The organism is Nonlabens tegetincola (assembly GCF_002117085.1).
Lineage (GTDB): Bacteria > Bacteroidota > Bacteroidia > Flavobacteriales > Flavobacteriaceae > Nonlabens > Nonlabens tegetincola.
Genome location: NZ_CP019342.1, coordinates 2,777,578 through 2,798,601 on the forward strand (window position 1 = coordinate 2,777,578; position 21,024 = coordinate 2,798,601).

Consider the following 21,024-nt stretch of genomic DNA (forward strand, 5'->3'; position numbering starts at 1 on the left):
TTAGAACCAAGGTTTTCTACCAGCTTGATATGTGTTGTAGAACTCTTCATCTGACTTGGTTAGATAAATAATACCTTCTATTAAACCTACTGCATAAGTAGCCATAACTATGAATATACCAAAAAACAGACAGGTCGTAATCCATCCTATCACTGTGAGTCCAGCAAGAATGAACCCTTCTTTTTGATAACCTAGAATAAACTTGTGTACCCCAAAACTACCTAAGAAAATTCCTAGAAGTCCTGCAAGTAATTTTTTATTATCTCCATTGTTTACCGTGTCATTTAAGCCACGTTGAAAGTCTCGTGCACTTTCTTTTGCAGCATCAGCGGCTTCATTAAATGTTTCTTTTGTGCTGTCATAGGCATCCGATGCAGATTCTTTTGCCTTGTCAAAGGGATTGTTTTCCTCGCTCATAATTATTGGTTATTAAGGTTGTTAATGTTACAATATTACTGTTTTTCAAATAATTCTTCTTGCTTAGGTTCCCACAATTCAACTTTCCTACCATCACAATCTATGATCCAAGCAAATTTACCATAATCAAATTCCTGCATGTCTCCTTCTTGTTGAATGCCAGAATTTTGTAAGTCTGCTAATAATTCTTCGAGATCATCAACACGATAATTAATCATGAATTTTTGATCTATTGGGTAGTAAGTAGTATCCGCAGGAAAAGGACTCCACTGTTGAGTAGCTTTGGGTTCTCTTTTTACTTCTTCTGACATAAAAAAAGTACATCCATATTGATCAGTATTTAATCCCAAATGTTTTTGATACCATTGTTTCGTTCTTTCAGGATCGTTACAAACAAAAAATATTCCTCCTAATCCGGTTACTTTAGCCATGATTCTTAATGATTTTATCGGCAATAACTTCTGCCAATTTATACTTTGATTCAATCGTCCATCCAGCCACGTGAGGACTCAATATCACATTTTTCATACTTATAAGCTCATTAAACTCTGGTGGCATGGTATCATTTTCAAATAATGATGTAAAACTACTCTTTTCAAATTCTAGTACGTCTAATCCAGCTCCTAATATCTTTTTATTCCTCAAGGCCGTGACTAAATCCTTAGTTACAACCGCCTTTCCTCTTGCAGTGTTAATTAGATAGAACGCTTTCGCGAAAGCGTTAATAAAATCTTCATTCACCATTCCTATCGTTAGATCAGTTTGTGGTGTGTGCAATGAGAGAACATCTGCCTGTTGCTGTAATTCCTCAAGAGTTACCTGGCTGGCATTTTCATCTTGTAAACCTGACTTTAAATCATGAAAAATCACCTTGCAGTCAAACCCTTTAAGTTTTTTAGCAAATGCTTTACCCATATTTCCGTAACCTATTAATCCAATGGTTTTTCCATCTACCTCGATGCCGCGATTTTCTTCTCTTTGCCAAAGGCCGTTGCGCACCTCATGATCTGCTGTATGTAGTTTATTAAAAAGGGCTAGTAACATTCCTAGTGAGTGCTCGCCTACTGCATTGCGGTTACCTTCAGGTGCGTTATAGCATACTATTCCCAACTTGCTTGCGGTTTCAAGATCTATGTTTTCTAATCCAGCACCTATTCTTCCTATAAACTTAAGATTTTTGGCCTTTTTTAGAAAGGTTTGATCAATAGGGAATCTACTACGTACGATTAATCCATCGTACTGTTCAACTGTTTTTTCAACTTCTTCTTTTGAAGAGTTAAAATCACATTCATTTTGAAATCCAAAATCGGACAGCTTCTGAATCAAAATAGGGTGGTTCTCGTCTAGATGTAAAACCTTCATAGGGCAAATTATAGGGTAAAAATAATCATTTCATAATGGTGCGGTTCTTGTAATTAAGAATAAAAAACTACTTTTATTTAATAATTTAAAACATAAAAAGAATGGGTTTAATGGGGTACTACATTATCGGAGGATTGGTAATGCTGGTAAGTATGTATGTAAGTAATAAATTGAAATCTAAATTCAAGCACTATTCAAAAATTCATTTACGTAATGGAATGTCTGGGGCAGAAATAGCTCAAAAAATGCTAGACGATAATGGCATAACGGATGTAAAAGTAATTTCTGTAAAAGGTCAATTAACAGATCACTACAATCCGGCTAATAAAACGGTTAATTTGAGTGACGTGGTGTACTCTCAACGTAACGCAGCAGCCGCTGCTGTTGCGGCTCATGAGGTAGGTCATGCGATACAACATGCTACAGCTTACTCATGGTTAGGAATGAGGTCAAAACTAGTGCCTGTAGTAAGCATCGCATCACGATTTTCACAATGGGTTATTATCGGTGGGATCACACTAGCCGCGACTACTCAATTTGGAAACACTCTACTATTAATAGGTATTCTAATGTATGCTACAGGAACCTTGTTTTCTTTTATCACCTTGCCAGTTGAGTATGATGCTAGTAATCGTGCTCTAGCTTGGTTAGAAGGTAACAATATGCTTACTAGAGAAGAACATGAAGGCGCCAAGGATGCCTTAAAATGGGCAGCACGTACCTATCTGGTTGCGGCTGTAGGTTCACTCGCCACACTTTTATACTTCTTGTCTATATATTTAGGAAGAAGAGATTAAAGATTCTCAAATCAAAAAAAGCCTCTGATATTTCAGAGGCTTTTTTTGATTGGGTTAAAGAAGTTTTTATTTAAAATAACTAGAAACTTATTACGCTTACCTCGCTGTAAAAGCATTAAGTCACCAGCAATAATATCGTCTTCATTTATAGCTCTTTCCTCGGTTATCTTGTTTTTATTTATTGATAAACTATTTTCTTTAAGAGCTCTTCTTACTTCACTATTAGATTTTAGGAATCCAGTAGTCTCTGCAAAGAATTGAACTAGGTCTATCCCATTTGCAACCACTTTGCGATCTACTTCTACTTGTGGAACACCTTCAAAAATCTCGAGTAAAGTAGCTTTGTCAAATTTGTTCCATTGCTCTGGTGTTACCGTTTTACTAAATAGAATTTGTGAAGCTTCTACAGCTGTTTCGTAAGCTTCTTTACCATGGACCATAACGGTTACTTCTTCAGCTAGGCGTTTTTGAAGAGATCTTCGGCCTGCATCCTGATTGTGTTCTTCGATTAATTGTTCACATGTTTCCTTGTCTAGAAAAGTGAAAATTTTAATCCAGTTTTCAGCATCGGCATCCGTTGCATTAAACCAGAATTGGTAAAATTGATAAACACTTGTTTTGTCTGCATCTAACCATATATTTCCCGATTCTGTTTTACCGAATTTCGTACCATCAGCCTTAGTAACTAAAGGAGTAGTAAGTGCATAAGCTTTTCCACCAGCCTTACGTCGTATTAACTCTGTACCTGTGGTGATATTTCCCCATTGATCACTACCACCTATTTGCAGTTTACAACCCATTGTTTCATAAAGATGTAAGAAATCATATCCCTGAAACAGCTGGTAGGTGAATTCTGTAAAGCTCATCCCATCCACTTCACCCGTAAAGCGTTTTTTCACGCTATCCTTGGCCATCATGTAGTTTACAGTAATGTGTTTACCAATATCTCTAGCAAAATCGATCAGGCTAAATTCTTTCATCCAGTCGTAATTATTCACTAGAACAGCACGAGTACTTTCATCACCAGATTCAAAATCAATAAATCTAGATATTACGTTTTTGACACCTTTTATATTTTTATCCAGAATCTCTTGGGTAAGTAAGTTACGCTCACTGCTTTTACCACTTGGATCACCTATCATACCAGTGGCTCCACCTACAAGTGCAACCGGTCTGTGACCAGATCGTTGTAGGTGCATGAGTAAAATGATTTGTACTAGACTTCCTATGTGAAGAGAATCTGCAGTAGGGTCAAAGCCTATATAACCAGTAACAGTTTCCTTGTTAAGTAGTTCTTCAGTATCGGGCATGATATCATGTATCATTCCTCTCCATCTCAATTCATTTACAAAATCGTAGGACATAAGCTTGTGTTTTGACCTGCAAATATATGGGGTTTTGGCAGTTTTGTAGCACTGTGATCGTGATGTATTCATTACTTTTACAACATGATTCTTATCACAGGAGCAACTGGATTATTAGGAGGACATTTGTTATATCGCTTTCGCGAAAGCGCAACACAAATAATCGCCATTTTTAGAACAGAGAGTAGCAAGGATAAAGTACGCCGCATTTTTGAATCGTACGACAAAGAAAGTGGACATCTTATTGAAAATTTTAATTGGGTAAAGGCTGATATTTTGGACGTGCCTAGTTTAAACCTTGTCTTTAACAATGTAAAACAAGTATATCACTGTGCAGCGGCCATTGAAGCAAATAATTTTGAAGAACTTGAAAAAATAAATGTCACTGGAACTGCTAATGTTATTAATACAGCATTGCACCACAATGTAGAAAAATTTTGTCACGTAAGTAGTATAGCGGCTTTAGGAGATGCTCCAGCAGGAAAACCAACTAGCGAGGAAGACTTTTTTAATTTGGACGCACTTAATAGTGATTATGCCATTACAAAATATGGTGCCGAAATGGAAGCCTGGCGCGCTACTCAAGAAGGTATGAAGGTTATAATTGTCAATCCTGGAGTTATACTAGGCGAAGGTGATTTTAATTCAGGATCGGGTAAGTTAATATCTAGAACAGCTGGCGGGAATAAATTTTATACTACGGGTGGTAGTGGTTTTATAGATGTACGTGATGTTGTGCATTACATGGTAAATCTCATGGAAAGTGATGTGGAAAATGAGCGTTTTATCCTAGTGTCTAACAATCTTAATTACAAAACTGTTCTTGATCAAATAGCAGGTCATTTAAAGGTGAAAAAGCCTAGTATCAAATTAAGCGCATGGTTTTTACATTTTCTATCTATACTATCTCAACCTATAGGCTGGTTAGGAGGTTCAAGTTTAACTAGTCCCACAGTTAAGAGTCTCACTAGTGAAACGTATTATAGTAACGATAAAATAAAAGCTGTCTTACCGAATTATGAGACCGAGCATTTTGATCAAACCATACAAAGGGTTACAACTTTTTATAAGAATCTAAATTAATTTTCTTCTTTTAAATTATTAATACTATCCCTTTCTAACAGTGTGTTTAAGGGTGTTTTTAATTCACCTAATTTATTTTCACGTTGTTGACGTGCTGCAATGCTATCCTTGATGGTATTTAATTTTGATTGAGTGAGCTCAATCATTTCCAAATATTCATCAGGTCTTTGGTTGTAGTATTCCAAATTCTCTTTAAATACAAGACTGTCGATTTGATGCTTCTTATAAATATAGGAAGTAGGAAGAGTGCCCGTTTTCATAAAATTATCACGATTTGTTCCTATCGCACCTTCAATCAAATACAAGTCCGCAAAAACATCAGACATCTTCTCAATATCAAGAAAGGATTCTGGACGTTCCACTTTATTGATGTTAACACAACCTACAATTGTGATAAAGAGTATGAAAATTATTTTTTTCATCGATTGAAACTTAATTCTTGGGCATTTCTTTCTGCACTTACTTTAAAGTTGTGATAGGCTATGTGACCATTAACGATAGTATGTGAAATTCTACTTTTAAAGGTAACACCTTCAAAAGGAGACCATCCACAGCTCGCAAGAATGTTATCTTTGGTAACAGTCCATGGGTTATTGGTGTCTACAATAACTAGATCTGCCTTATATCCTTTTCTTATATAGCCACGTTTTTCGATGTCAAATAATCTCGCTGGATTGTGACACATTTTTTCAACCACCTTTTCAATAGAGATTTTTCCTTCATGTACAAATTGTAACATGGCTGGTAAAGCATGTTGGACTAAAGGACCACCACTAGGACAACTTGTATAAGTGTTTGATTTTTCTTCAATAGTATGTGGCGCATGGTCTGTAGCTATTACGTCAATCCTATCATCCAATAGCGCTTCCCATAATTGATCTCTATCACTTTTTGTTTTTACCGCAGGATTCCATTTTATAAACGCTCCTTTTTCTTTGTAATCCTCGTCACTAAACCACAAGTGATGTATACAAACCTCGGCAGTGATTTGTTTTTGCTCTATAGGTAATTTATTATCAAAAAGCTCGGTTTCCTTACCGGTTGACAAATGAAAAACGTGAATTCTACCACCAGTTTGTTTAGCAAGCTCAACGGCCTTTGAGCTACTTTTATAACAGGCTTCTGCACTGCGTATTTTTGGATGTTCGGTTATTGGAATTTCTTCACCATATGCATTTAGAGCCTCTTGTAAATTTGCTTTTATGGTGTCTTCATCTTCACAGTGTAGCGATATTCTAAGCTTTACTTTAGAAAAAATTTCTTTAAGAACTTCCTCGTCATTCACCAGCATGTTCCCTGTTGATGATCCTAAGAATAATTTAATACCAGGTACTCTATTAATGTCCACTTTGAGTATTTCATCAAGGTTGTTATTAGTACCACCAAACATGAAACCATAATTAGCATGACTAGTTGCTGCTGCAATAGCCATTTTATTTTCCCACTCTGGAATAGTGGTGGTTTGTGGTTTTGTATTAGGTTGTTCCATAAAGGTGGTTATTCCGCCAGCTACAGCAGCAGCACTTTCTGAAGCGATGTTACCTTTATGAGTAAGACCTGGTTCTCTAAAATGTACTTGATCATCAATTACACCTGGTAGAACATATTTTCCTTCGGCATCAATAATAATGGTGTTAGGATCTTTGGCACTTATTGATTCATCGATTTCAAGAATAGTATCACCTTCAATGAATATGTCTCCTTCAAAAATGGTTCCTTCATTGACAATTTTAGCATTCTTAATTAAAGTCTTTTTCATATTTCTAATTTCCCTAGTACACTCTTTATTTTCATAGCTATTACACCAATAATAGCCTCGCTTATTATTCCTTTCGACATTTTAGATTCACCTTTTGAGCGGTCAGTGAAAATGACTGGTATTTCTACAATTTTTGCTTTCAGTAAGTAGGCTTTGAACTTAAGTTCAATTTGGAAAGCGTAGCCCACAAATTTAATCTTATCTAAATTAATTTTACTTAATAAACTTGATTTATAACATTTGAATCCTGCTGTCGTGTCATGGATATCCATACCAGTTATGAATCTCACATATTTTGATGCAAAATAAGATAGTAATATACGACTCATAGGCCAGTTAACCACGTTGACACCTTTGACATAACGGCTACCTATAGCGAGGTCTGCGCCATGTGTAGCACATGCTTCATAAAGAATAGGAAGATCAGCTGGATTATGACTGAAATCAGCATCCATTTCAAATATAAAGTCATATTCTCTTTTTAAAGCCCATTTAAACCCATGGATATAGGCCGTTCCTAGACCAGCTTTATTTTTTCTAATTTCTAAATGCAGTCTATTGTCAAAGTTTTTTTGAATCTGTTTTACTTCATTTGCAGTGCCGTCTGGTGAATTATCGTCTACGACTAATAAATGAATATCATCATTTAAAAGTAATACTGCATTACAAATGGATGAGATATTTTCAATCTCATTATAAGTAGGTATTATGACTAATGTCTTTTTCATATAGCAGGCGCAAAAATACTCAAATATTCTACCCTATTTTAAACGACTAGTTGAATAGCTTATTTTTGTGTTCACTTGCTTATGAGTCCACTCGCACAAAATTTTGATTGGTTTTTTATAGTACTTACTACATTACTCGTTTTTGTGGTGATTGCACGTTACATGTCTAGTATTCAAATTACCGATTACTTATCTGTTTTTATAAATGACAAAATAATCAAAGTAACTTTGGACGAGCCTAAAACTTACAGGTGGATTCATGCAGCCTTAATCATTTGTTATTTTGTTGCTCTTACAACCATAGCCCAACTGGTTTGGGGTGATAACCACCTTATAAGTAAGGAATGGGTAATGAAACTGCTTTTAATCATCTTGTTTTATAGTTTTCAATACTTTGTGTCAAAAATTTGTTCTGTAATAACAAAGACAGAGGATGTTGTTTATTTAGGCTGGCACTATAGGTGGTTTATGAGAAACGGGTTTGCTATTGTTGCCATTTTATTTGCTATTGTAGCAGCGTTTAAAAGTTTGCAGCACGATACCCTTGTTATAGCGGGAATTACAGCGGTATTCATTGAAATACTTATCAGTATTTTAATTATAGTTAAGTTAAAGAAGGTGCTTTTGAACAATTGGTTTTATTTTATTTTGTACCTTTGCGCCCTTGAAATCGCACCCTACTTACTTTTGTATAAGTATGTTAAGGGTGGATAATTGAAATTGCATATGGACAATAAAGTGAAAACAATTCTGGTTTCACAGCCACAACCAAAGGCTGAAACCTCACCTTATCAAAATCTTGTAGATCGTACTAAGGTGAAGATTGATTTTCGCTCTTTCATTCACGTGGAAGGCGCGAGTGCTAAGGAGGTAAGAGAACAAAAAATTGATCTTTCTAAGTTTAGTGCTATCATCCTTACTAGTAGAAATGCCGTTGATCATTTTTTCCGCGTTGCTGAAGAAATGCGTTTTAAAATTCCAGACTCTCTAAAGTATTTTTGTCAGTCAGAGGCTGTAGCTTATTACTTGCAAAAATATGTAGTCTATAGAAAGCGTAAAATTTATGTAGGTAAAAGGACTTTTGCAGAGCTTACTCCTCTTATCAAAAAGCATAAAAACGAATCTTTTTTAGTTCCTAGTTCTGATAAATTAAAGGATGACGTACCTAGAGAGCTTGATTCGCTAGGAGTGAATTGGAAGAGTGCTGTTTTCTTTAGAACAGTAATTAGTGATCTTTCTGACCTTGCAGATGTAAAATACGACGTTCTGGTATTTTTTAGTCCTAGTGGTATAGAGAGTTTGTTCAAGAATTTCCCTGACTTTGTACAGGATAAAACTCGTATTGCTGTTTTTGGTAACACTACGATGAAAGCGGCGCAAGAAAAAGGCCTTCGAATAGATATTCAGGCGCCTACTCCAGAATCGCCTTCTATGTCAATGGCGATCGAGAATTATATTAAAGGAAAATAAAAGGTAGAATTTTCGCTTTCGCGAAAGCGAAAATTAATAAAAACAAAAAAGGCTTCTCATTGAGAAGCCTTTTTTAATATTGTTATTCACTAATTGCTGGTGGTCCACCAGCAAGGATTTCTTCACTAGCATAACTTTCAAATTTTTTGAAGTTATTCATAAAGTAATCTCTTAATTTATGTGCGGTCTTATAATAACCTTCATCATTGTTCCATGATTTTCTCGGGCTTAAAACTTCGTCAGGCACGTTAGGGCATGTTCTAGGTTGAGCCACGCCAAACATAGAGTGAATGTGATAATTGTCTTTATTTGCCTCTTCTAAACTTCCGTCAAGAGCTGCGGTAATCATTGCTCTTGTGTATTTAAGCTTCATTCTGTGGCCAACTCCATAAGGACCACCAGTCCATCCGGTGTTCACTAGCCAAACATTGGTGCCAGTTTCCTTCATTTTGGCGCTCAACATTTCAGCATACTTAGTTGGATGTAAAGGCATAAAAGGAGCTCCAAAACAAGCTGAGAAACTAGGTTGTGGTTCATTTACTCCAGCTTCAGTACCAGCTACCTTTGCAGTGTATCCACTAATAAAGTGGTATGCAGCTTGTCCTGGTGTAAGTTTTGAAATTGGAGGTAACACACCAAAAGCATCTGCTGTAAGGAAGAATATATTTTTTGGATTCTTTCCTTTTGATGGTTGCTTGATGTTTTCAATATGATAAATAGGGTAGCTTACTCTGGTGTTTTGAGTAATACTAGTATCTGCAAAATTAACGGTGCCATCCTCATTGAAAATCACGTTTTCTAAAATAGCTCCTGGTTTAATCGCATTATAGATCTCAGGTTCACCCTTTGGGTCTAGGTTTATGACTTTGGCATAACAACCACCTTCAAAGTTAAAAACTTCATTGTTTGAGGTCCAACCGTGTTCATCGTCACCGATAAGCGCTCGATTAGGATCGGTCGATAAAGTAGTTTTTCCTGTTCCACTTAAACCAAAGAATATTGCTGTATTTCCATCCTTACCTACATTGGCACTACAGTGCATAGGTAATGTGTTTTTGTCTACAGGAAGAATAAAGTTTAAGGCACTGAAGATACCTTTCTTAATTTCACCTGTATATCCTGTTCCTCCTATTAAAGCAATTTTTCTTGAAAAATTCAAAATTGCAAAATTGTGTTGTCTGGTATGATCAACCTCAGGATTAGCCATAAATCCTGGAGCGTTAATTACCGTCCATTCTGGATCAAAGTTGTCTAATTCGCTTTCATCAGGTCTTAAAAACATATTGTGTGCAAACATGTTAGACCATGGATATTCATTAATCACTCGTAGATTAAGTCTATAGTCATCATGTGCACATGCATAAGCATCTCTCACAAAAAGCTCTTTTCCATTTAGGTACGCTGTAACTTTTTCTAATAACGCATCAAAATGATCTGGTTCAAAAGGAATATTGATGTCACCCCACCAAATTTTGTCAGATGTTACATCGTCTTTAACGATAAAACGATCCTTTGGGGATCGTCCTGTAAATTCACCTGTGTTTACGGCTAGGGTACCGTTTTTAGTTTCCTTACCATTGAAACGCTCTACGGAGATTTCTTGCAGATCTTTTGGTGCAAGTTGGTAATGTAATTGAGAATCTGTGATTCCCCATTTTTCTAGTGAGATAGTTCTCATAGCTAGTGTATTTGAACCCATGTTGTGTGGTTTGGGAGTTAAAATTTGATGCAAAAGTAACGCACTATAACGTTGTAGTACAACCTTTTTAACGTTTTAATTTTAAAAAATTGTACACGTTTACAGCCCATCCTATGATTAAAAGTAGCCCACCAATCGGTGTAATTGGTCCTAGAAACTTTAATGTAATTCCCAGTATTTCCTGTAAACTAAGTAAGTAAATACTCAATGAGAAGAAAATGGTTCCTACCGTGAATAAATAATAAACTGTTTTTTTGTGAGTAGCGGTTGCTTGATCGATTAAACTCATAATTAATAAAGCAAATCCGTGGTAGATTTGATATCTAACTCCTGTTTCAAAACTTGCCAATTGTTCTTGTGTAAGTGCTTCTTTTAAAGCATGCGCACCTAATGCTCCTAGTATCACTCCGATAAGGATAAATACACTTCCTGTGACTAAAAAATTCTTTCTCACAAAATTTTCTTTTGATTATTATCTATGTACTTTGGTCTAAAATTACAACTCATATGCGTCATATCTTAGTAATCGGAGCAGGAAAATCAACAGGTGTCCTATTAGATTATTTAAAAGAAAAATCTGAAACTCATCAATTGTTTATCACTGTAGGTGATAAGGATATAGACCAGGCATTGAGGTTGACTCACGGGCATAAAAACTGTGAGGCGATAGCGCTAGATGTTTTTAATGCTGCAGATAGAAAGACGCAAATTGAAAAGGCTGATATCGTTGTTTCTATGTTGCCAGCTAGATTTCATATTGAAGTGGCAAAGGATTGTTTGAAACTCGATAAAAATATGGTTACCGCTAGTTATGTGAGTGAAGAAATGCAAGAACTTCACGATGATGTGGTGAAAAAGGGACTTGTATTCATGAATGAGATTGGTGTTGACCCAGGAATTGATCATATGAGCGCCATGCAGGTTATCGATAAAATCAAAAAGCAAGGTGGAAAAATGTTACTTTTTGAATCGTTTACTGGTGGATTAGTTGCGCCAGAACATGATGATAATTTATGGAATTACAAGTTCACGTGGAATCCTAGAAATGTGGTCACTGCTGGTCAAGGTGGTGCTGCAAAATTTATACAAGAAGGAACTTACAAATACATACCCTATAACCGACTTTTTAGGAGAACCGAGTTTCTTGATGTAGAAGGTTATGGAAGGTTTGAAGCTTATGCAAACCGCAATAGCTTGCATTATCGTGAAATTTATGGTTTAGACGACATTCTTACTCTATATCGTGGTACAATGAGAAGAGTAGGATTTAGTAGGGCTTGGAATATGTTTGTCCAACTGGGAATGACGGATGATACTTACGTGATGGAAGGTTCTGAAAATATGTCTTATCGAGATTTTGTAAATAGCTTTTTACCGTATTCACCAACTGATAGCGTAGAGCTCAAAATGCGCAATGAGCTTAAAATTGATCAAGATGATATTATGTGGGATAAACTATTAGAGCTAGATCTTTTTAGTTCTACTAAAATGATAAGTCTAAAAAATGCAACTCCTGCACAAATTCTTCAATATATCTTACAGGATTCTTGGACCTTGGAAGAAGGTGAAAAGGACATGATAGTTATGTATCACAAATTTGGATATGAACTTGATGGTGAGCGCAAACAAATAGATAGTACCATGGTTTGTCTGGGTGAAGGTGACTATAAAACGGCAATGGCCAAAACAGTGGGATTACCAGTTGCAATTGCTACATTGAAAATACTTGATAAAGAAATTACAAATCCTGGTGTGCAAATTCCAATTTGCAGTTCTGTTTACGAACCAATTTTAAAAGAATTAGAGTCTTATGATATTCGCTTTCGCGAAAGCGAAACAAAATACCTAGGTTATAATCCTATTCATCGTTAGGTAGTGGCCATAAGGTTACAGCCTCTAATATCGCTGTGGTCAAATCTACCAAGAACTTCAAAGGCACCGTCCTGGTACACCTTTCCTAGATCTTGGGTAGCAATAAAACTACAAGAATAATAATTAGCAAGGTCGATAATGTTTAAGCCACCTGTCTTGCCGTAATCTTGACTACTCAACGGATCATTGAGTTGCCTGGCAGATACACGCATCCAATTTGGAGTTTTAAATAGCCTACCATCAAATGAATATGCTTGTGACAGCAATTCTGTCATTCCATACTCACTGTGAATTTGAGCCTTTGAGAATGATTTCTTTAGTATGTCATGAAGTTCAGACTTAATAATTTCCTTTCTCATGCCTTTCATTCCTCCAGTCTCAATAATTATCGTATTAGGTAAATCCATCGGGCGCATTTCAGCGAGTTGTAAAAGAGCAAATGTTACACCAATTAATATTACTTTTTTATCCTTTAATTCTTGAAGGATTGTAATGAGGTCTTCCATGTTTCTTAAATAGAAGCCGCTTTTCTCATGTTTACTTTGTTGGATCCATCTGTTAACCATGTGTACTAGAGACGAGCCAGTGCGATCAAGGTAATGCGGTAAGAGGCCTAGAACTACATAATCTTCAATATTACCATATACTTCTTTGAAAGATAGATCTAAACTACTGTGATAATCTTCTATCGAATGTACTAGATGTCTTGAGACTGTGCTGCCTGTTGTACCAGAACTTGTAAATGTTTGTTGTATTTGTTTCCCTGTAATTACCACATCATGAGTTTTGAAAAATTCAATAGGTAAAAACGGTATTTCCTCTATCTGGTGAACTTGTTTGTTTCCTAAGAGGTAATTACAGTACCTTTTATAAACGGGATTGTTGTTGTACTGATAGTTGAATTGATGAATACATTGTTCATTAAATTCCTTATGGTCTTTTATAGTAAAAGGATTTTTTCTTGTAGTATTCATATTAAAGGCAAAAATAAAAAAGCACTGCGTATCGCAGTGCTTTTTATTCTATAATGTGACCGTAGTTTACTTAACGATTAATTTACGAGTTTGAGAAACTTCATCTTGAGAAATTCTTACGATATAAAGACCAGCATCAAGGCTAGAAATGTTTAATTCTCTTGTAACATTCTGTACATTAATGATCTGTTGTCCTAATGTGCTGTATACAGTTACGTTAACTGGTTGTCCGTTTGAAGTATTGATAAATAATTTATCAGTACTGTTAGGATTAGGATAAATGTTGAAATCTACTGAGTCAATCGTATCGTTAGAAAGGATAGTGATATCAGTAAGATCTCTAGCTTGAATGTGGTAACCATTACTTCTTTGAGTAATAAAACCAATAAGGCTTGTAGGTTGTGTAGGATATATTGATCCTATGTAATCTACATTGAAAAGAGCTCTATGAGAAAAACTGTCCATTCCAACAGAAATAGGTTGCTCATCACCGTTTGAAAATGCTAGAGTACCATCTGCATTGTCAAAAGTAACATTGTCAATTTGTACAATTTCAGATTCGTAGTCTTCTGGGTTTGCGTTTAATTGAGCAAGAGTAACTATTTCTGGAGCAACTGTGTTTCCTGTGCTGGTTGGAGCGCCAGTGTCTACAGTTGGAGTGAATTGAAGTAGTCCATTGAATTCACTAAGAGTACCAGTAACTCCTGTGATTCCATCACCTCTTACTAGAGCAGTTGTAATAATTCCAGAATTATCATCAATTAAAACACCAGCAGTCGCGTCTTGTATCCATTTTTGGTTTCTGAAACCTTCAGTGTGAGTAATTATTACTTCTCCGGCAACAGTAATAACATCAGAAGTAGGAAGGCTTATTGCTCTTAATGCAGCAAGGTCTTGAACTTGTTGAGCACCTGGAACTGTAAAGCTTACTGATTGAGAAACAGCAGGGTTTAAAGGAGCACCTACATTATCTACTAGTTGAATTGTTACGGTATAAGTAGCAGGACTTAAACTTGTAAATGAAATATCTGTAGTATCAAATTTATCTACAAAGCCGTTATTGTCTAATTCATATTGAACATAACCATCACCACCAGCTGATGCTACATTAAAATTGGTTACCACAAATGAAACATCTACATTGCTAGTTACTGTACTTCCATTTGCAGGAGCAGTAATACTCAATGTTGGGTTAGTGTTTGCAGTAGTAGTATAAGACCCTGCATTAATGATAGATTCAAAAGTTGTTGTACCACACTGATTATCTAGAGTATTAGGGGCAGTAGTATTCCAGTTTGCTTGGTTAAAAGTAGCATCTGGACCAGTACCATCAACTCTTTTTGCATAAGAGTCTAGATATTCCCAAGTTTCTCCAGTACCATCAACCATAGTACCGTATGTGTCTACCACATTTGTACTTACAGTTTCAATAATACGAATAGCATCATCTCCGTTGTTGTTTGCCGCACTGGCGTTAGCATAATCAGTTGCGGGAATATTTGGAAATTCTAAATTTAAGGTAGCCTCGGTACCTGAGTACACATAGACAAATGAATCTGTTCTAGTTCCAAAAACGCTTAGGTCAAAAGGTGAACCGAAAGCACCACCATTTGCAGATTTTTCTAAAGTATACTGTGTGAAATCAACTGTTCCATCAGCATAGATCTCAATTAATTTAGGAGTACCACCTGAACAGGTACCGTCCATTATTGATGTAATAATAGGTTGTTGAGCAAAAGAAAAAGAAGCAGCAAATAAGGCTACTAAAAAGTAAATTTGTTTCATAATTGATATAAATTTTGTGCAAAGATACCACGATTAATTAAGGTATCTGTTTGATAATCTAGGATTTAATATTAAGATAACATTTGAAAGAAATTCTTTCCAAACTTCCTCATTTCAAGTCTGCTATAATAATTGTAATTTTCCACGTGGTTTAAATTAACCTAAACCTAACACAACCTTAAAACGCTTTTAAACCATTCGATATAATTTCGAACTTTACTTACAATTCAACATGAAAGACTTAAAAGAGAAGATTTTAATAGTAGATGATGAGCCAGATATCCTAGAGATTGTTGGTTATAATCTAAAAAATGAAGGATATCAGGTTTACACGGCAGAGAACGGCGATGAAGGTGTTAAAAAAGCCAAGAAAAAGAAGCCGGATCTTATCATACTAGATGTTATGATGCCTATTATGGATGGAATTGAAGCTTGTGAAAAAATGAGAAAAATCCCTGAATTGGATAATTCTATCATTACCTTTTTCACTGCTCGAGGCGAGGACTTCTCTATGATAGCTGGATTTGATGCAGGTGCCGATGATTATATTACAAAACCTGTTAAACCTAGATTACTCATAAGTAAGGTAAAGTCATTACTTAGAAGAAAAATAAAGGAAGTTGAGTCTGATGAAAATGTGGTAAAACTTGGTGATTTAGTAATCGATAAAGATCAATACAAAATCTTTTACAAGAAGGAAGAAATGATTCTACCTAGAAAGGAGTTTGAATTATTGTCTTTACTTACAAGTAATCCGGGTAAAGTGTTTAAAAGAGAAGAAATTCTTGATGTCGTTTGGGGAAATGAGGTTGTAGTAGGAGGACGCACTATAGATGTTCACATTAGGAAATTAAGAGAAAAACTAGGAGAGAAGAGCTTTAAAACCGTAAAAGGAGTAGGCTATAAATATGTCAAATAACAATCCAATTTCTCAAAATAGAAAGAGTTATAGGTTTGCTTTTAGATCATCTTTATTTATAAGCAGTATTGCAGCTATTCTTATTCTTTTATATGAGCTTCTCTTTCATCCAGAATTACCTCTTGTATTTTGTATTGTATTTCCATTTTTACTTTTTCTAATTTCTTTTTTGGTTGTTCAATACAGGGCACAACAATACATTTACAAGAGTATTCAAAAAATATATGATGAGATAAGTATTTTAGAATCTACTTCTCTTATCGAGCAACCAGTGACTACCGATATGAGGACCTTGAAAAATCAAGTTGAAAAATTTGCTCGTAAGAAAAAAATAGAAATCGAAACTTTAAAGGTGCGTGAGAATTATCGTAAAGAGTTTCTAGGTAATATCTCTCACGAGCTTAAAACTCCATTATTTACTATTCAAGGCTATATTGACACTCTTTTGGATGGTGCTCATAAAGACAAGGTAATTAGGAAAAAATACCTGCAAAGAGCTCAAAAAGGAGTAGAGCGTCTTACTTATATTATTAATGACATGGATATGATCACTCGACTAGAGGTCGGTGATATGTCGTTGGATAAAAAAGAATTTGATATTGTTGCCTTGATAAAACAAGTCTTTGATCAGTTCGAAATGAAGGCAGGTAAAAAAAATATTACGCTTGCCCTAGATATGAATTACGATTCACCAATAATGGTAAGAGCCGATCAAGAACGTATTCAGCAAGTAATTGCTAATTTGATTGTAAATAGCATCAAGTATGGGAGAAACAATGGAACTACTGAGATTGCTATAGAAGATCTAGTAAATAACAAGGTGATTGTTAGAGTGACTGATAATGGAGAAGGTATTGACAAGGAGTTTGTTCCTAGGTTATTTGAGCGCTTCTTTAGGGTTGACCGCACGGGTTCTCGTAAAGAAGGAGGCTCTGGTTTAGGACTTGCTATTGTTAAACATATTATCGACGCTCATCGAGAAAGCATCTACGTTGACAGTGAATTAGGTATCGGGTCTGAGTTTTCATTTACTCTAGAAAAAGCTTCTTCCAGGCTAGAAGATATTGAGGTAGTTGAAGAATAACTCTCAACTAGTCCTTTATATTCATCTACCATTTTAAGCATATTGATGTCAAACTCATCCTGATTGCAATAAGGAGCAAATCCAGCTTTTTGTAAATGTTCTGCGAGGTATTCTTGCTCAAATTGACCTGGTGTTGGAATGAAAAAAGCCTTCTTTTTTAATTTTTGTAAATCCATTACGGTAGTATAACCACTACGAGATAAAATTAATTTACTTCTGTCAAAGGCCTTCTGTAATCCCTGTGTGTCTAGATAGTTGCAATAAGTAATGTGTCCACTTTTAATAATAGTCTGTTCTTTTTCTACCTTACCAGAAATAAAAAGAACCTTACCATTGAACTTTTCACATTCTTTTTTTAAACGACGTTCTAGAATTGATTTCTGTGGTTCTGGTCCAGATAGTAAGACCATTAAGTCATACGTGTGACTTTGAACGTTGTTTGGTACAAAACGAGATAGTGGACCCAAATAGATTTTCTTTAAATCACTATCCTCATTATAGCTTAATTTCCCACTTAAATTAGGATAAGATTTAACATCAGGAATCCAGCATTGATCAAACTTCTTAATATAATGTAAGTGCAATTGTGTACTTAACCAAGTGGTTCCTCCAGATAAAACCTGCAATTGATGAGTGATAAATACGGTAGGAATTAGATTAGTATAAAGCCCTAATCTATTGTCTGAAATTATTCCGTCTAGTTTATACTTGATAATCAGGTGCTGCAGTGCTTTATGTTCAGATCTTATGGCTTGCCATATTCTAGGAGAATCCTTGATCAACTTCAACTTTAGAGATCCTCGCTCGTTTTGATAGGATATCTCATAGGAAGGTAACTCGATAAACGTTAAAGTCGGAAATTCCTTTTTCAGCAGATTAAGTGCGTCGCCATCACTTGCTATAATTGGTCTGTCCCCATTATCAATAATCGCATTGATAATAGGTATACATCTAGTGGCATGACCTAATCCCCAATTAAGTGGAGCAACAAGTATGTTTTTGTAATTTCGCACGAATCAAAGATACCTAACAGTTGGAATCTGATATCTTTGTAGGCATTAAGTAACCTTTAAATTATTGTATTTGGGAAGTAAAAATAAGCTTAAGAGATTTAAAGAAAATGAGACCTTTGACAATGTAATTCAGCCTACTAGGGATGAAGTGTTAAACAATTTTACTCTTAAAGGAAGGTGGAATGAACACTTCGGTAATGATAAACCCATAACTCTTGAATTAGGTTGTGGTAAAGGTGAATACACTCTTGCACTAGCAAGAAAATATCCAGATCGTAATTTTATAGGTATAGATATAAAAGGAGCTAGATTTTGGCGTGGTGCGAAGACTGCTCTGGAAGAAGGATTAGATAACGTAGCTTTTTTACGTACTCAAATTGAATTAGTAGATTGCGCTTTCGCGAAAGCGGAAATAGCAGAAATCTGGATTACATTTCCAGATCCTCAAATTAAATACAAACGCACCAAGCACCGCATGACTAATGATGCTTTTCTAGCCAAGTACAAGCATGTTTTACAGGAAGACGGTGTGATGCACTTGAAAACGGATTCAGAGTTTATGCATGGCTACACCATAGGTTTGTTACATGGTCGTGGTGATGAAATTCTTTATGCTCATCATGATATTTACTCAAATACTGAGGCTCCTGAAGAAGTAGTATCTACACAAACCTTTTATGAAAAACAATATTTAGAAGTAGGAAAGCCTATTACTTATTTGAAATTTAAGATTAAGTAATGGATTCATTTTGGCACTTTGTTTTTGGTTTTTCAGTTGGATTTATAGGTGTTATTCCACCAGGATTATTAAATCTGACTGCAGCAAAAATTAGTGTTAATCAAGGTCGTAGAGCTGCGGTTCTATTTTGTGTAGGAGCTTCACTAGTTGTTGTGGCCCAGGTCTATGTAGGTGTGTTTTTTTCAAAGCTTCTTACGGATAATCAACAAGTGCTAATTGCTCTAGAACGGTTTGCTATTATTGCATTCTTTGCTTTATCTATTTTCTTTTTTATTAAAGCTAGATTAGATACAGCTACTGAAGTAAAGGCAGTTGAAAAATCTGGCTATAAGTTATTAGGTCATGGTATTATTCTTTCTACACTTAATGTATTTCCTATTCCTTTTTATATAGGGTTTAGTTCTTTTTTGGCTGATAGAGATTTATTCAAATTTGAATCACCTACTGCTCATTTTTTCATATTTGGTGCCTGTCTAGGGACTTTTTTAATGTTGTTGGCCTATGTGAAGTATGTCAAGAAGTTCGGGTTTGATAGTGTGAATTTTGCGAGAAATATCAATTATTTGTTAAGTGGATTGACATTCTTGATAGCACTGGTTTCACTTATTAAAATGAGAGATGACATCTTCTAAAGACGATTTTTTTAACAAGGTATACGATGTGGTAAGACAAATACCAGTAGGTAGGGTTACTAGTTATGGAGCTATTGCTAGATTTTTAGGAGCGCCTCGCAGTAGTAGAGTAGTTGGATATGCAATGAATAGCAGTCACACACAAGATGATGTGCCAGCGCAACGAGTTGTGAATCGTAACGGTGTTCTTACAGGTAAACACCATTTTCCTGGTACAAACCTTATGCAACAATTATTAGAAAATGAAGGGCTAGATATTATTGATGATCAAGTCCAAAACCTTGATGAGGTGTTTTGGGATCCTAATATTGAATTAGAGCGTTAATCGTTTTTAGATTACAGGTTATCTAAAATTATAGATACAAAATATATCCAACATTAAACCACCATATCCAATCATTGGCACGGTTGTTCTCGTTTAAAGGACTTAGACCGTCAACGTAGTTATCATTAACATAATAATGCCATTTAGAAGAGATTAATAAGTCACTTAATGGTCCAAGTTTATATCTCATTCCTATATCACCTACTAGCGCAATAGCACTACCTTGCGATGTGTCTATACGATCTAAAAAAGTTGGATACGTTGTAATAGGATTGTTTAAGGGTCCTAGGGAACTTGTAGCTTCTGGCCTATAACTTACATAATGTGCACCAAAACCTAAATATGGAGCCACCTTTGGGCTTCCAGATTGAAAATCTCTTATACTCCAAGGAAACCATTCTAAATGGGCGCCTATTTCAAACACTCTTGCTTTACCTTCCATTGAACGCAATTGTAAACCACCTATTGATGGTTTGTCAGCAAGCTCACTTAAGTGGTTAAGCGTGGTAACGTGATAACCAGCCTCACTTCTTATTTTAAAATGATCATTCCAGTATGTGTCGCGACTATAACAATTACAGTCTGCTCGATATGCAAAATTTATGTAATGTACCAGTCCTACACCTATACCTACATTACCTGAGTTAGTGTCAAAATCATATCGTTCTCCATAATCACTTTGAAAAGCAACAGGTCCAGTTATAAAACCTAGTTCGTGAGAGAATCCCAATTGAGCATTTATACTTTGCAATGATGTTACAAATAGAAGAAGGACTAGAATTTTCTTAATACTTGGTGTCATGTAGGAAGACTTTGTAAAGCGTCAAATATATAAAAATATATACCACTTTATGAGTTAATTAGGCTTTCACGGCGCAAATATCAATCAAACATAACCTATCCCATAGACGAACTACAATCCTTATTACTTTTTATTATGCTCGCATACCTAAAAATAACCTAAAAATGCATTCACGTAAATGGACTATCCTATATTTGCAT

The 21,024-nt window shown here is 35.4% G+C and carries 23 protein-coding genes; 10 read left to right on the top strand and 13 right to left on the bottom strand.

The genetic code is table 11. From position 1 onward, the window contains the following. From BST91_RS12795 to BST91_RS12805, 3 genes are read right to left on the bottom strand one after another with little or no spacing between them, the layout of a single operon-like run. Positions 1–417: a TM2 domain-containing protein gene (locus BST91_RS12795; protein ID WP_042276214.1), complete on the bottom strand. Its 417-nt coding sequence runs from the start codon at positions 415–417 to the stop codon at positions 1–3. A gap of 35 nt (positions 418–452) precedes the next feature. Further along, on the bottom strand, positions 453–848 hold the full coding sequence (locus BST91_RS12800; RefSeq protein WP_085775615.1) for a VOC family protein: 396 nt from the start codon (positions 846–848) through the stop codon (positions 453–455). Next, positions 841–1,779, bottom strand: coding sequence for a 2-hydroxyacid dehydrogenase (locus tag BST91_RS12805; protein ID WP_085775616.1), 939 nt, complete (start codon positions 1,777–1,779; stop codon positions 841–843). Before BST91_RS12805 ends, BST91_RS12800 begins: the two co-directional genes overlap by 8 nt. A gap of 101 nt (positions 1,780–1,880) precedes the next feature. Here BST91_RS12805 and BST91_RS12810 point away from each other — a divergent pair, with 101 nt between their 5' ends. Next, a complete protein-coding gene (locus BST91_RS12810) occupies positions 1,881–2,576 on the top strand; it encodes a zinc metallopeptidase (RefSeq protein ID WP_060523291.1) in 696 nt (231 codons plus the stop codon). A gap of 32 nt (positions 2,577–2,608) precedes the next feature. Here BST91_RS12810 and tyrS read toward each other — a convergent pair whose 3' ends face one another. Continuing rightward, positions 2,609–3,940 carry a tyrosine--tRNA ligase gene (tyrS, locus tag BST91_RS12815; RefSeq protein ID WP_085775617.1) on the bottom strand — a complete coding sequence of 444 codons (1,332 nt, stop codon included), beginning with the start codon at positions 3,938–3,940 and terminating at the stop codon, positions 2,609–2,611. A gap of 84 nt (positions 3,941–4,024) precedes the next feature. Between tyrS and BST91_RS12820 the strand changes: the two genes are divergently transcribed. Beyond that, positions 4,025–5,023, top strand: a complete 999-nt coding sequence (locus BST91_RS12820) for an NAD-dependent epimerase/dehydratase family protein (RefSeq protein WP_085775618.1) — start codon at positions 4,025–4,027, stop codon at positions 5,021–5,023. On the opposite strand, the gene BST91_RS12825 is transcribed toward BST91_RS12820, so the two are convergent. Genes BST91_RS12825 through BST91_RS12835 form a run of 3 tightly spaced genes read right to left on the bottom strand, consistent with a single transcriptional unit; the run spans position 5,020 to position 7,510 of the window. Beyond that, positions 5,020–5,445 carry a DUF4296 domain-containing protein gene (locus BST91_RS12825; protein WP_085775619.1) on the bottom strand — a complete coding sequence of 142 codons (426 nt, stop codon included), beginning with the start codon at positions 5,443–5,445 and terminating at the stop codon, positions 5,020–5,022. The genes BST91_RS12820 and BST91_RS12825 overlap by 4 nt on opposite strands. Then, complete coding sequence (locus tag BST91_RS12830; protein WP_085775620.1) at positions 5,442–6,782, bottom strand: dihydroorotase; 1,341 nt, start codon at positions 6,780–6,782, stop codon at positions 5,442–5,444. The genes BST91_RS12825 and BST91_RS12830 overlap by 4 nt, the downstream gene beginning before the upstream one ends. After that, positions 6,779–7,510: a polyprenol monophosphomannose synthase gene (locus tag BST91_RS12835; protein ID WP_085775621.1), complete on the bottom strand. Its 732-nt coding sequence runs from the start codon at positions 7,508–7,510 to the stop codon at positions 6,779–6,781. Before BST91_RS12835 ends, BST91_RS12830 begins: the two co-directional genes overlap by 4 nt. An 81-nt stretch (positions 7,511–7,591) precedes the next feature. On the opposite strand from BST91_RS12835, the gene BST91_RS12840 reads away from it, so the two are divergent. Next, a complete protein-coding gene (locus BST91_RS12840) occupies positions 7,592–8,224 on the top strand; it encodes a DUF4271 domain-containing protein (RefSeq protein WP_085775622.1) in 633 nt (210 codons plus the stop codon). Between the two features lie 12 nt (positions 8,225–8,236). After that, positions 8,237–8,980 carry a uroporphyrinogen-III synthase gene (locus BST91_RS12845; protein ID WP_042277252.1) on the top strand — a complete coding sequence of 248 codons (744 nt, stop codon included), beginning with the start codon at positions 8,237–8,239 and terminating at the stop codon, positions 8,978–8,980. Positions 8,981–9,062: 82 nt separating this feature from the next. Here the strand turns inward: BST91_RS12845 and pckA are convergent, their stop codons facing one another. Continuing rightward, complete coding sequence (gene pckA, locus BST91_RS12850) at positions 9,063–10,658, bottom strand: phosphoenolpyruvate carboxykinase (ATP) (protein WP_394335642.1); 1,596 nt, start codon at positions 10,656–10,658, stop codon at positions 9,063–9,065. 88 nt (positions 10,659–10,746) lie between these two features. Beyond that, positions 10,747–11,133 (bottom strand): DUF423 domain-containing protein, encoded by a 387-nt coding sequence (locus BST91_RS12855; protein ID WP_085775623.1) that lies wholly within the window; start codon positions 11,131–11,133, stop codon positions 10,747–10,749. 53 nt (positions 11,134–11,186) lie between these two features. On the opposite strand from BST91_RS12855, the gene BST91_RS12860 reads away from it, so the two are divergent. After that, positions 11,187–12,551 carry a saccharopine dehydrogenase family protein gene (locus BST91_RS12860; protein ID WP_085775624.1) on the top strand — a complete coding sequence of 455 codons (1,365 nt, stop codon included), beginning with the start codon at positions 11,187–11,189 and terminating at the stop codon, positions 12,549–12,551. Here BST91_RS12860 and BST91_RS12865 read toward each other — a convergent pair. Continuing rightward, the gene (locus BST91_RS12865; RefSeq protein ID WP_085775625.1) at positions 12,548–13,525 is read right to left on the bottom strand and encodes a LuxE/PaaK family acyltransferase; all 978 of its coding nucleotides are present in this window, start codon (positions 13,523–13,525) and stop codon (positions 12,548–12,550) included. The two genes, BST91_RS12860 and BST91_RS12865, sit on opposite strands and share 4 nt — an antisense overlap. A gap of 66 nt (positions 13,526–13,591) precedes the next feature. After that, positions 13,592–15,310 (bottom strand): T9SS type A sorting domain-containing protein, encoded by a 1,719-nt coding sequence (locus BST91_RS12870; protein ID WP_042276187.1) that lies wholly within the window; start codon positions 15,308–15,310, stop codon positions 13,592–13,594. 232 nt (positions 15,311–15,542) lie between these two features. On the opposite strand from BST91_RS12870, the gene BST91_RS12875 reads away from it, so the two are divergent. Together BST91_RS12875 and BST91_RS12880 are read left to right on the top strand one after the other, a co-directional pair. After that, entirely contained in the window at positions 15,543–16,229 is a 687-nt protein-coding gene (locus BST91_RS12875) for a response regulator transcription factor (protein ID WP_042276185.1), read from the top strand. After that, positions 16,219–17,313 (top strand): sensor histidine kinase, encoded by a 1,095-nt coding sequence (locus tag BST91_RS12880; RefSeq protein WP_085775626.1) that lies wholly within the window; start codon positions 16,219–16,221, stop codon positions 17,311–17,313. The genes BST91_RS12875 and BST91_RS12880 overlap by 11 nt, the downstream gene beginning before the upstream one ends. Here BST91_RS12880 and BST91_RS12885 read toward each other — a convergent pair. Next, positions 17,217–18,326: a glycosyltransferase gene (locus tag BST91_RS12885; protein ID WP_042276180.1), complete on the bottom strand. Its 1,110-nt coding sequence runs from the start codon at positions 18,324–18,326 to the stop codon at positions 17,217–17,219. The two genes, BST91_RS12880 and BST91_RS12885, sit on opposite strands and share 97 nt — an antisense overlap. Before the next feature lie 70 nt (positions 18,327–18,396). On the opposite strand from BST91_RS12885, the gene trmB reads away from it, so the two are divergent. The 3 genes from trmB to BST91_RS12900 are packed head-to-tail and all read left to right on the top strand — an operon-like array spanning position 18,397 to position 20,022. After that, positions 18,397–19,065 (top strand): tRNA (guanosine(46)-N7)-methyltransferase TrmB, encoded by a 669-nt coding sequence (gene trmB, locus BST91_RS12890; protein ID WP_085775627.1) that lies wholly within the window; start codon positions 18,397–18,399, stop codon positions 19,063–19,065. Then, positions 19,065–19,697 carry a LysE family transporter gene (locus BST91_RS12895; protein WP_060523280.1) on the top strand — a complete coding sequence of 211 codons (633 nt, stop codon included), beginning with the start codon at positions 19,065–19,067 and terminating at the stop codon, positions 19,695–19,697. The genes trmB and BST91_RS12895 overlap by 1 nt, the downstream gene beginning before the upstream one ends. Further along, positions 19,684–20,022, top strand: coding sequence for an MGMT family protein (locus tag BST91_RS12900; RefSeq protein ID WP_042276173.1), 339 nt, complete (start codon positions 19,684–19,686; stop codon positions 20,020–20,022). Before BST91_RS12895 ends, BST91_RS12900 begins: the two co-directional genes overlap by 14 nt. Positions 20,023–20,050: 28 nt before the next feature. On the opposite strand, the gene BST91_RS12905 is transcribed toward BST91_RS12900, so the two are convergent. Next, positions 20,051–20,824, bottom strand: coding sequence for a THC0290_0291 family protein (locus tag BST91_RS12905; protein ID WP_085775628.1), 774 nt, complete (start codon positions 20,822–20,824; stop codon positions 20,051–20,053). Between the last annotated feature and the right edge of the window lie 200 nt (positions 20,825–21,024).

Coding starts and splice junctions, on each gene's coding strand:
- BST91_RS12795 (WP_042276214.1), bottom strand. CDS start 417: ATGAGCGAGGAAAACAATCCCTTTGACAAGGCAAAAGAATCTGCATCG.
- BST91_RS12800 (WP_085775615.1), bottom strand. CDS start 848: ATGGCTAAAGTAACCGGATTAGGAGGAATATTTTTTGTTTGTAACGAT.
- BST91_RS12805 (WP_085775616.1), bottom strand. CDS start 1,779: ATGAAGGTTTTACATCTAGACGAGAACCACCCTATTTTGATTCAGAAG.
- BST91_RS12810 (WP_060523291.1), top strand. CDS start 1,881: ATGGGTTTAATGGGGTACTACATTATCGGAGGATTGGTAATGCTGGTA.
- tyrS (WP_085775617.1), bottom strand. CDS start 3,940: ATGTCCTACGATTTTGTAAATGAATTGAGATGGAGAGGAATGATACAT.
- BST91_RS12820 (WP_085775618.1), top strand. CDS start 4,025: ATGATTCTTATCACAGGAGCAACTGGATTATTAGGAGGACATTTGTTA.
- BST91_RS12825 (WP_085775619.1), bottom strand. CDS start 5,445: ATGAAAAAAATAATTTTCATACTCTTTATCACAATTGTAGGTTGTGTT.
- BST91_RS12830 (WP_085775620.1), bottom strand. CDS start 6,782: ATGAAAAAGACTTTAATTAAGAATGCTAAAATTGTCAATGAAGGAACC.
- BST91_RS12835 (WP_085775621.1), bottom strand. CDS start 7,510: ATGAAAAAGACATTAGTCATAATACCTACTTATAATGAGATTGAAAAT.
- BST91_RS12840 (WP_085775622.1), top strand. CDS start 7,592: ATGAGTCCACTCGCACAAAATTTTGATTGGTTTTTTATAGTACTTACT.
- BST91_RS12845 (WP_042277252.1), top strand. CDS start 8,237: ATGGACAATAAAGTGAAAACAATTCTGGTTTCACAGCCACAACCAAAG.
- pckA (WP_394335642.1), bottom strand. CDS start 10,658: ATGAGAACTATCTCACTAGAAAAATGGGGAATCACAGATTCTCAATTA.
- BST91_RS12860 (WP_085775624.1), top strand. CDS start 11,187: ATGCGTCATATCTTAGTAATCGGAGCAGGAAAATCAACAGGTGTCCTA.
- BST91_RS12865 (WP_085775625.1), bottom strand. CDS start 13,525: ATGAATACTACAAGAAAAAATCCTTTTACTATAAAAGACCATAAGGAA.
- BST91_RS12870 (WP_042276187.1), bottom strand. CDS start 15,310: ATGAAACAAATTTACTTTTTAGTAGCCTTATTTGCTGCTTCTTTTTCT.
- BST91_RS12875 (WP_042276185.1), top strand. CDS start 15,543: ATGAAAGACTTAAAAGAGAAGATTTTAATAGTAGATGATGAGCCAGAT.
- BST91_RS12880 (WP_085775626.1), top strand. CDS start 16,219: ATGTCAAATAACAATCCAATTTCTCAAAATAGAAAGAGTTATAGGTTT.
- BST91_RS12895 (WP_060523280.1), top strand. CDS start 19,065: ATGGATTCATTTTGGCACTTTGTTTTTGGTTTTTCAGTTGGATTTATA.
- BST91_RS12900 (WP_042276173.1), top strand. CDS start 19,684: ATGACATCTTCTAAAGACGATTTTTTTAACAAGGTATACGATGTGGTA.
- BST91_RS12905 (WP_085775628.1), bottom strand. CDS start 20,824: ATGACACCAAGTATTAAGAAAATTCTAGTCCTTCTTCTATTTGTAACA.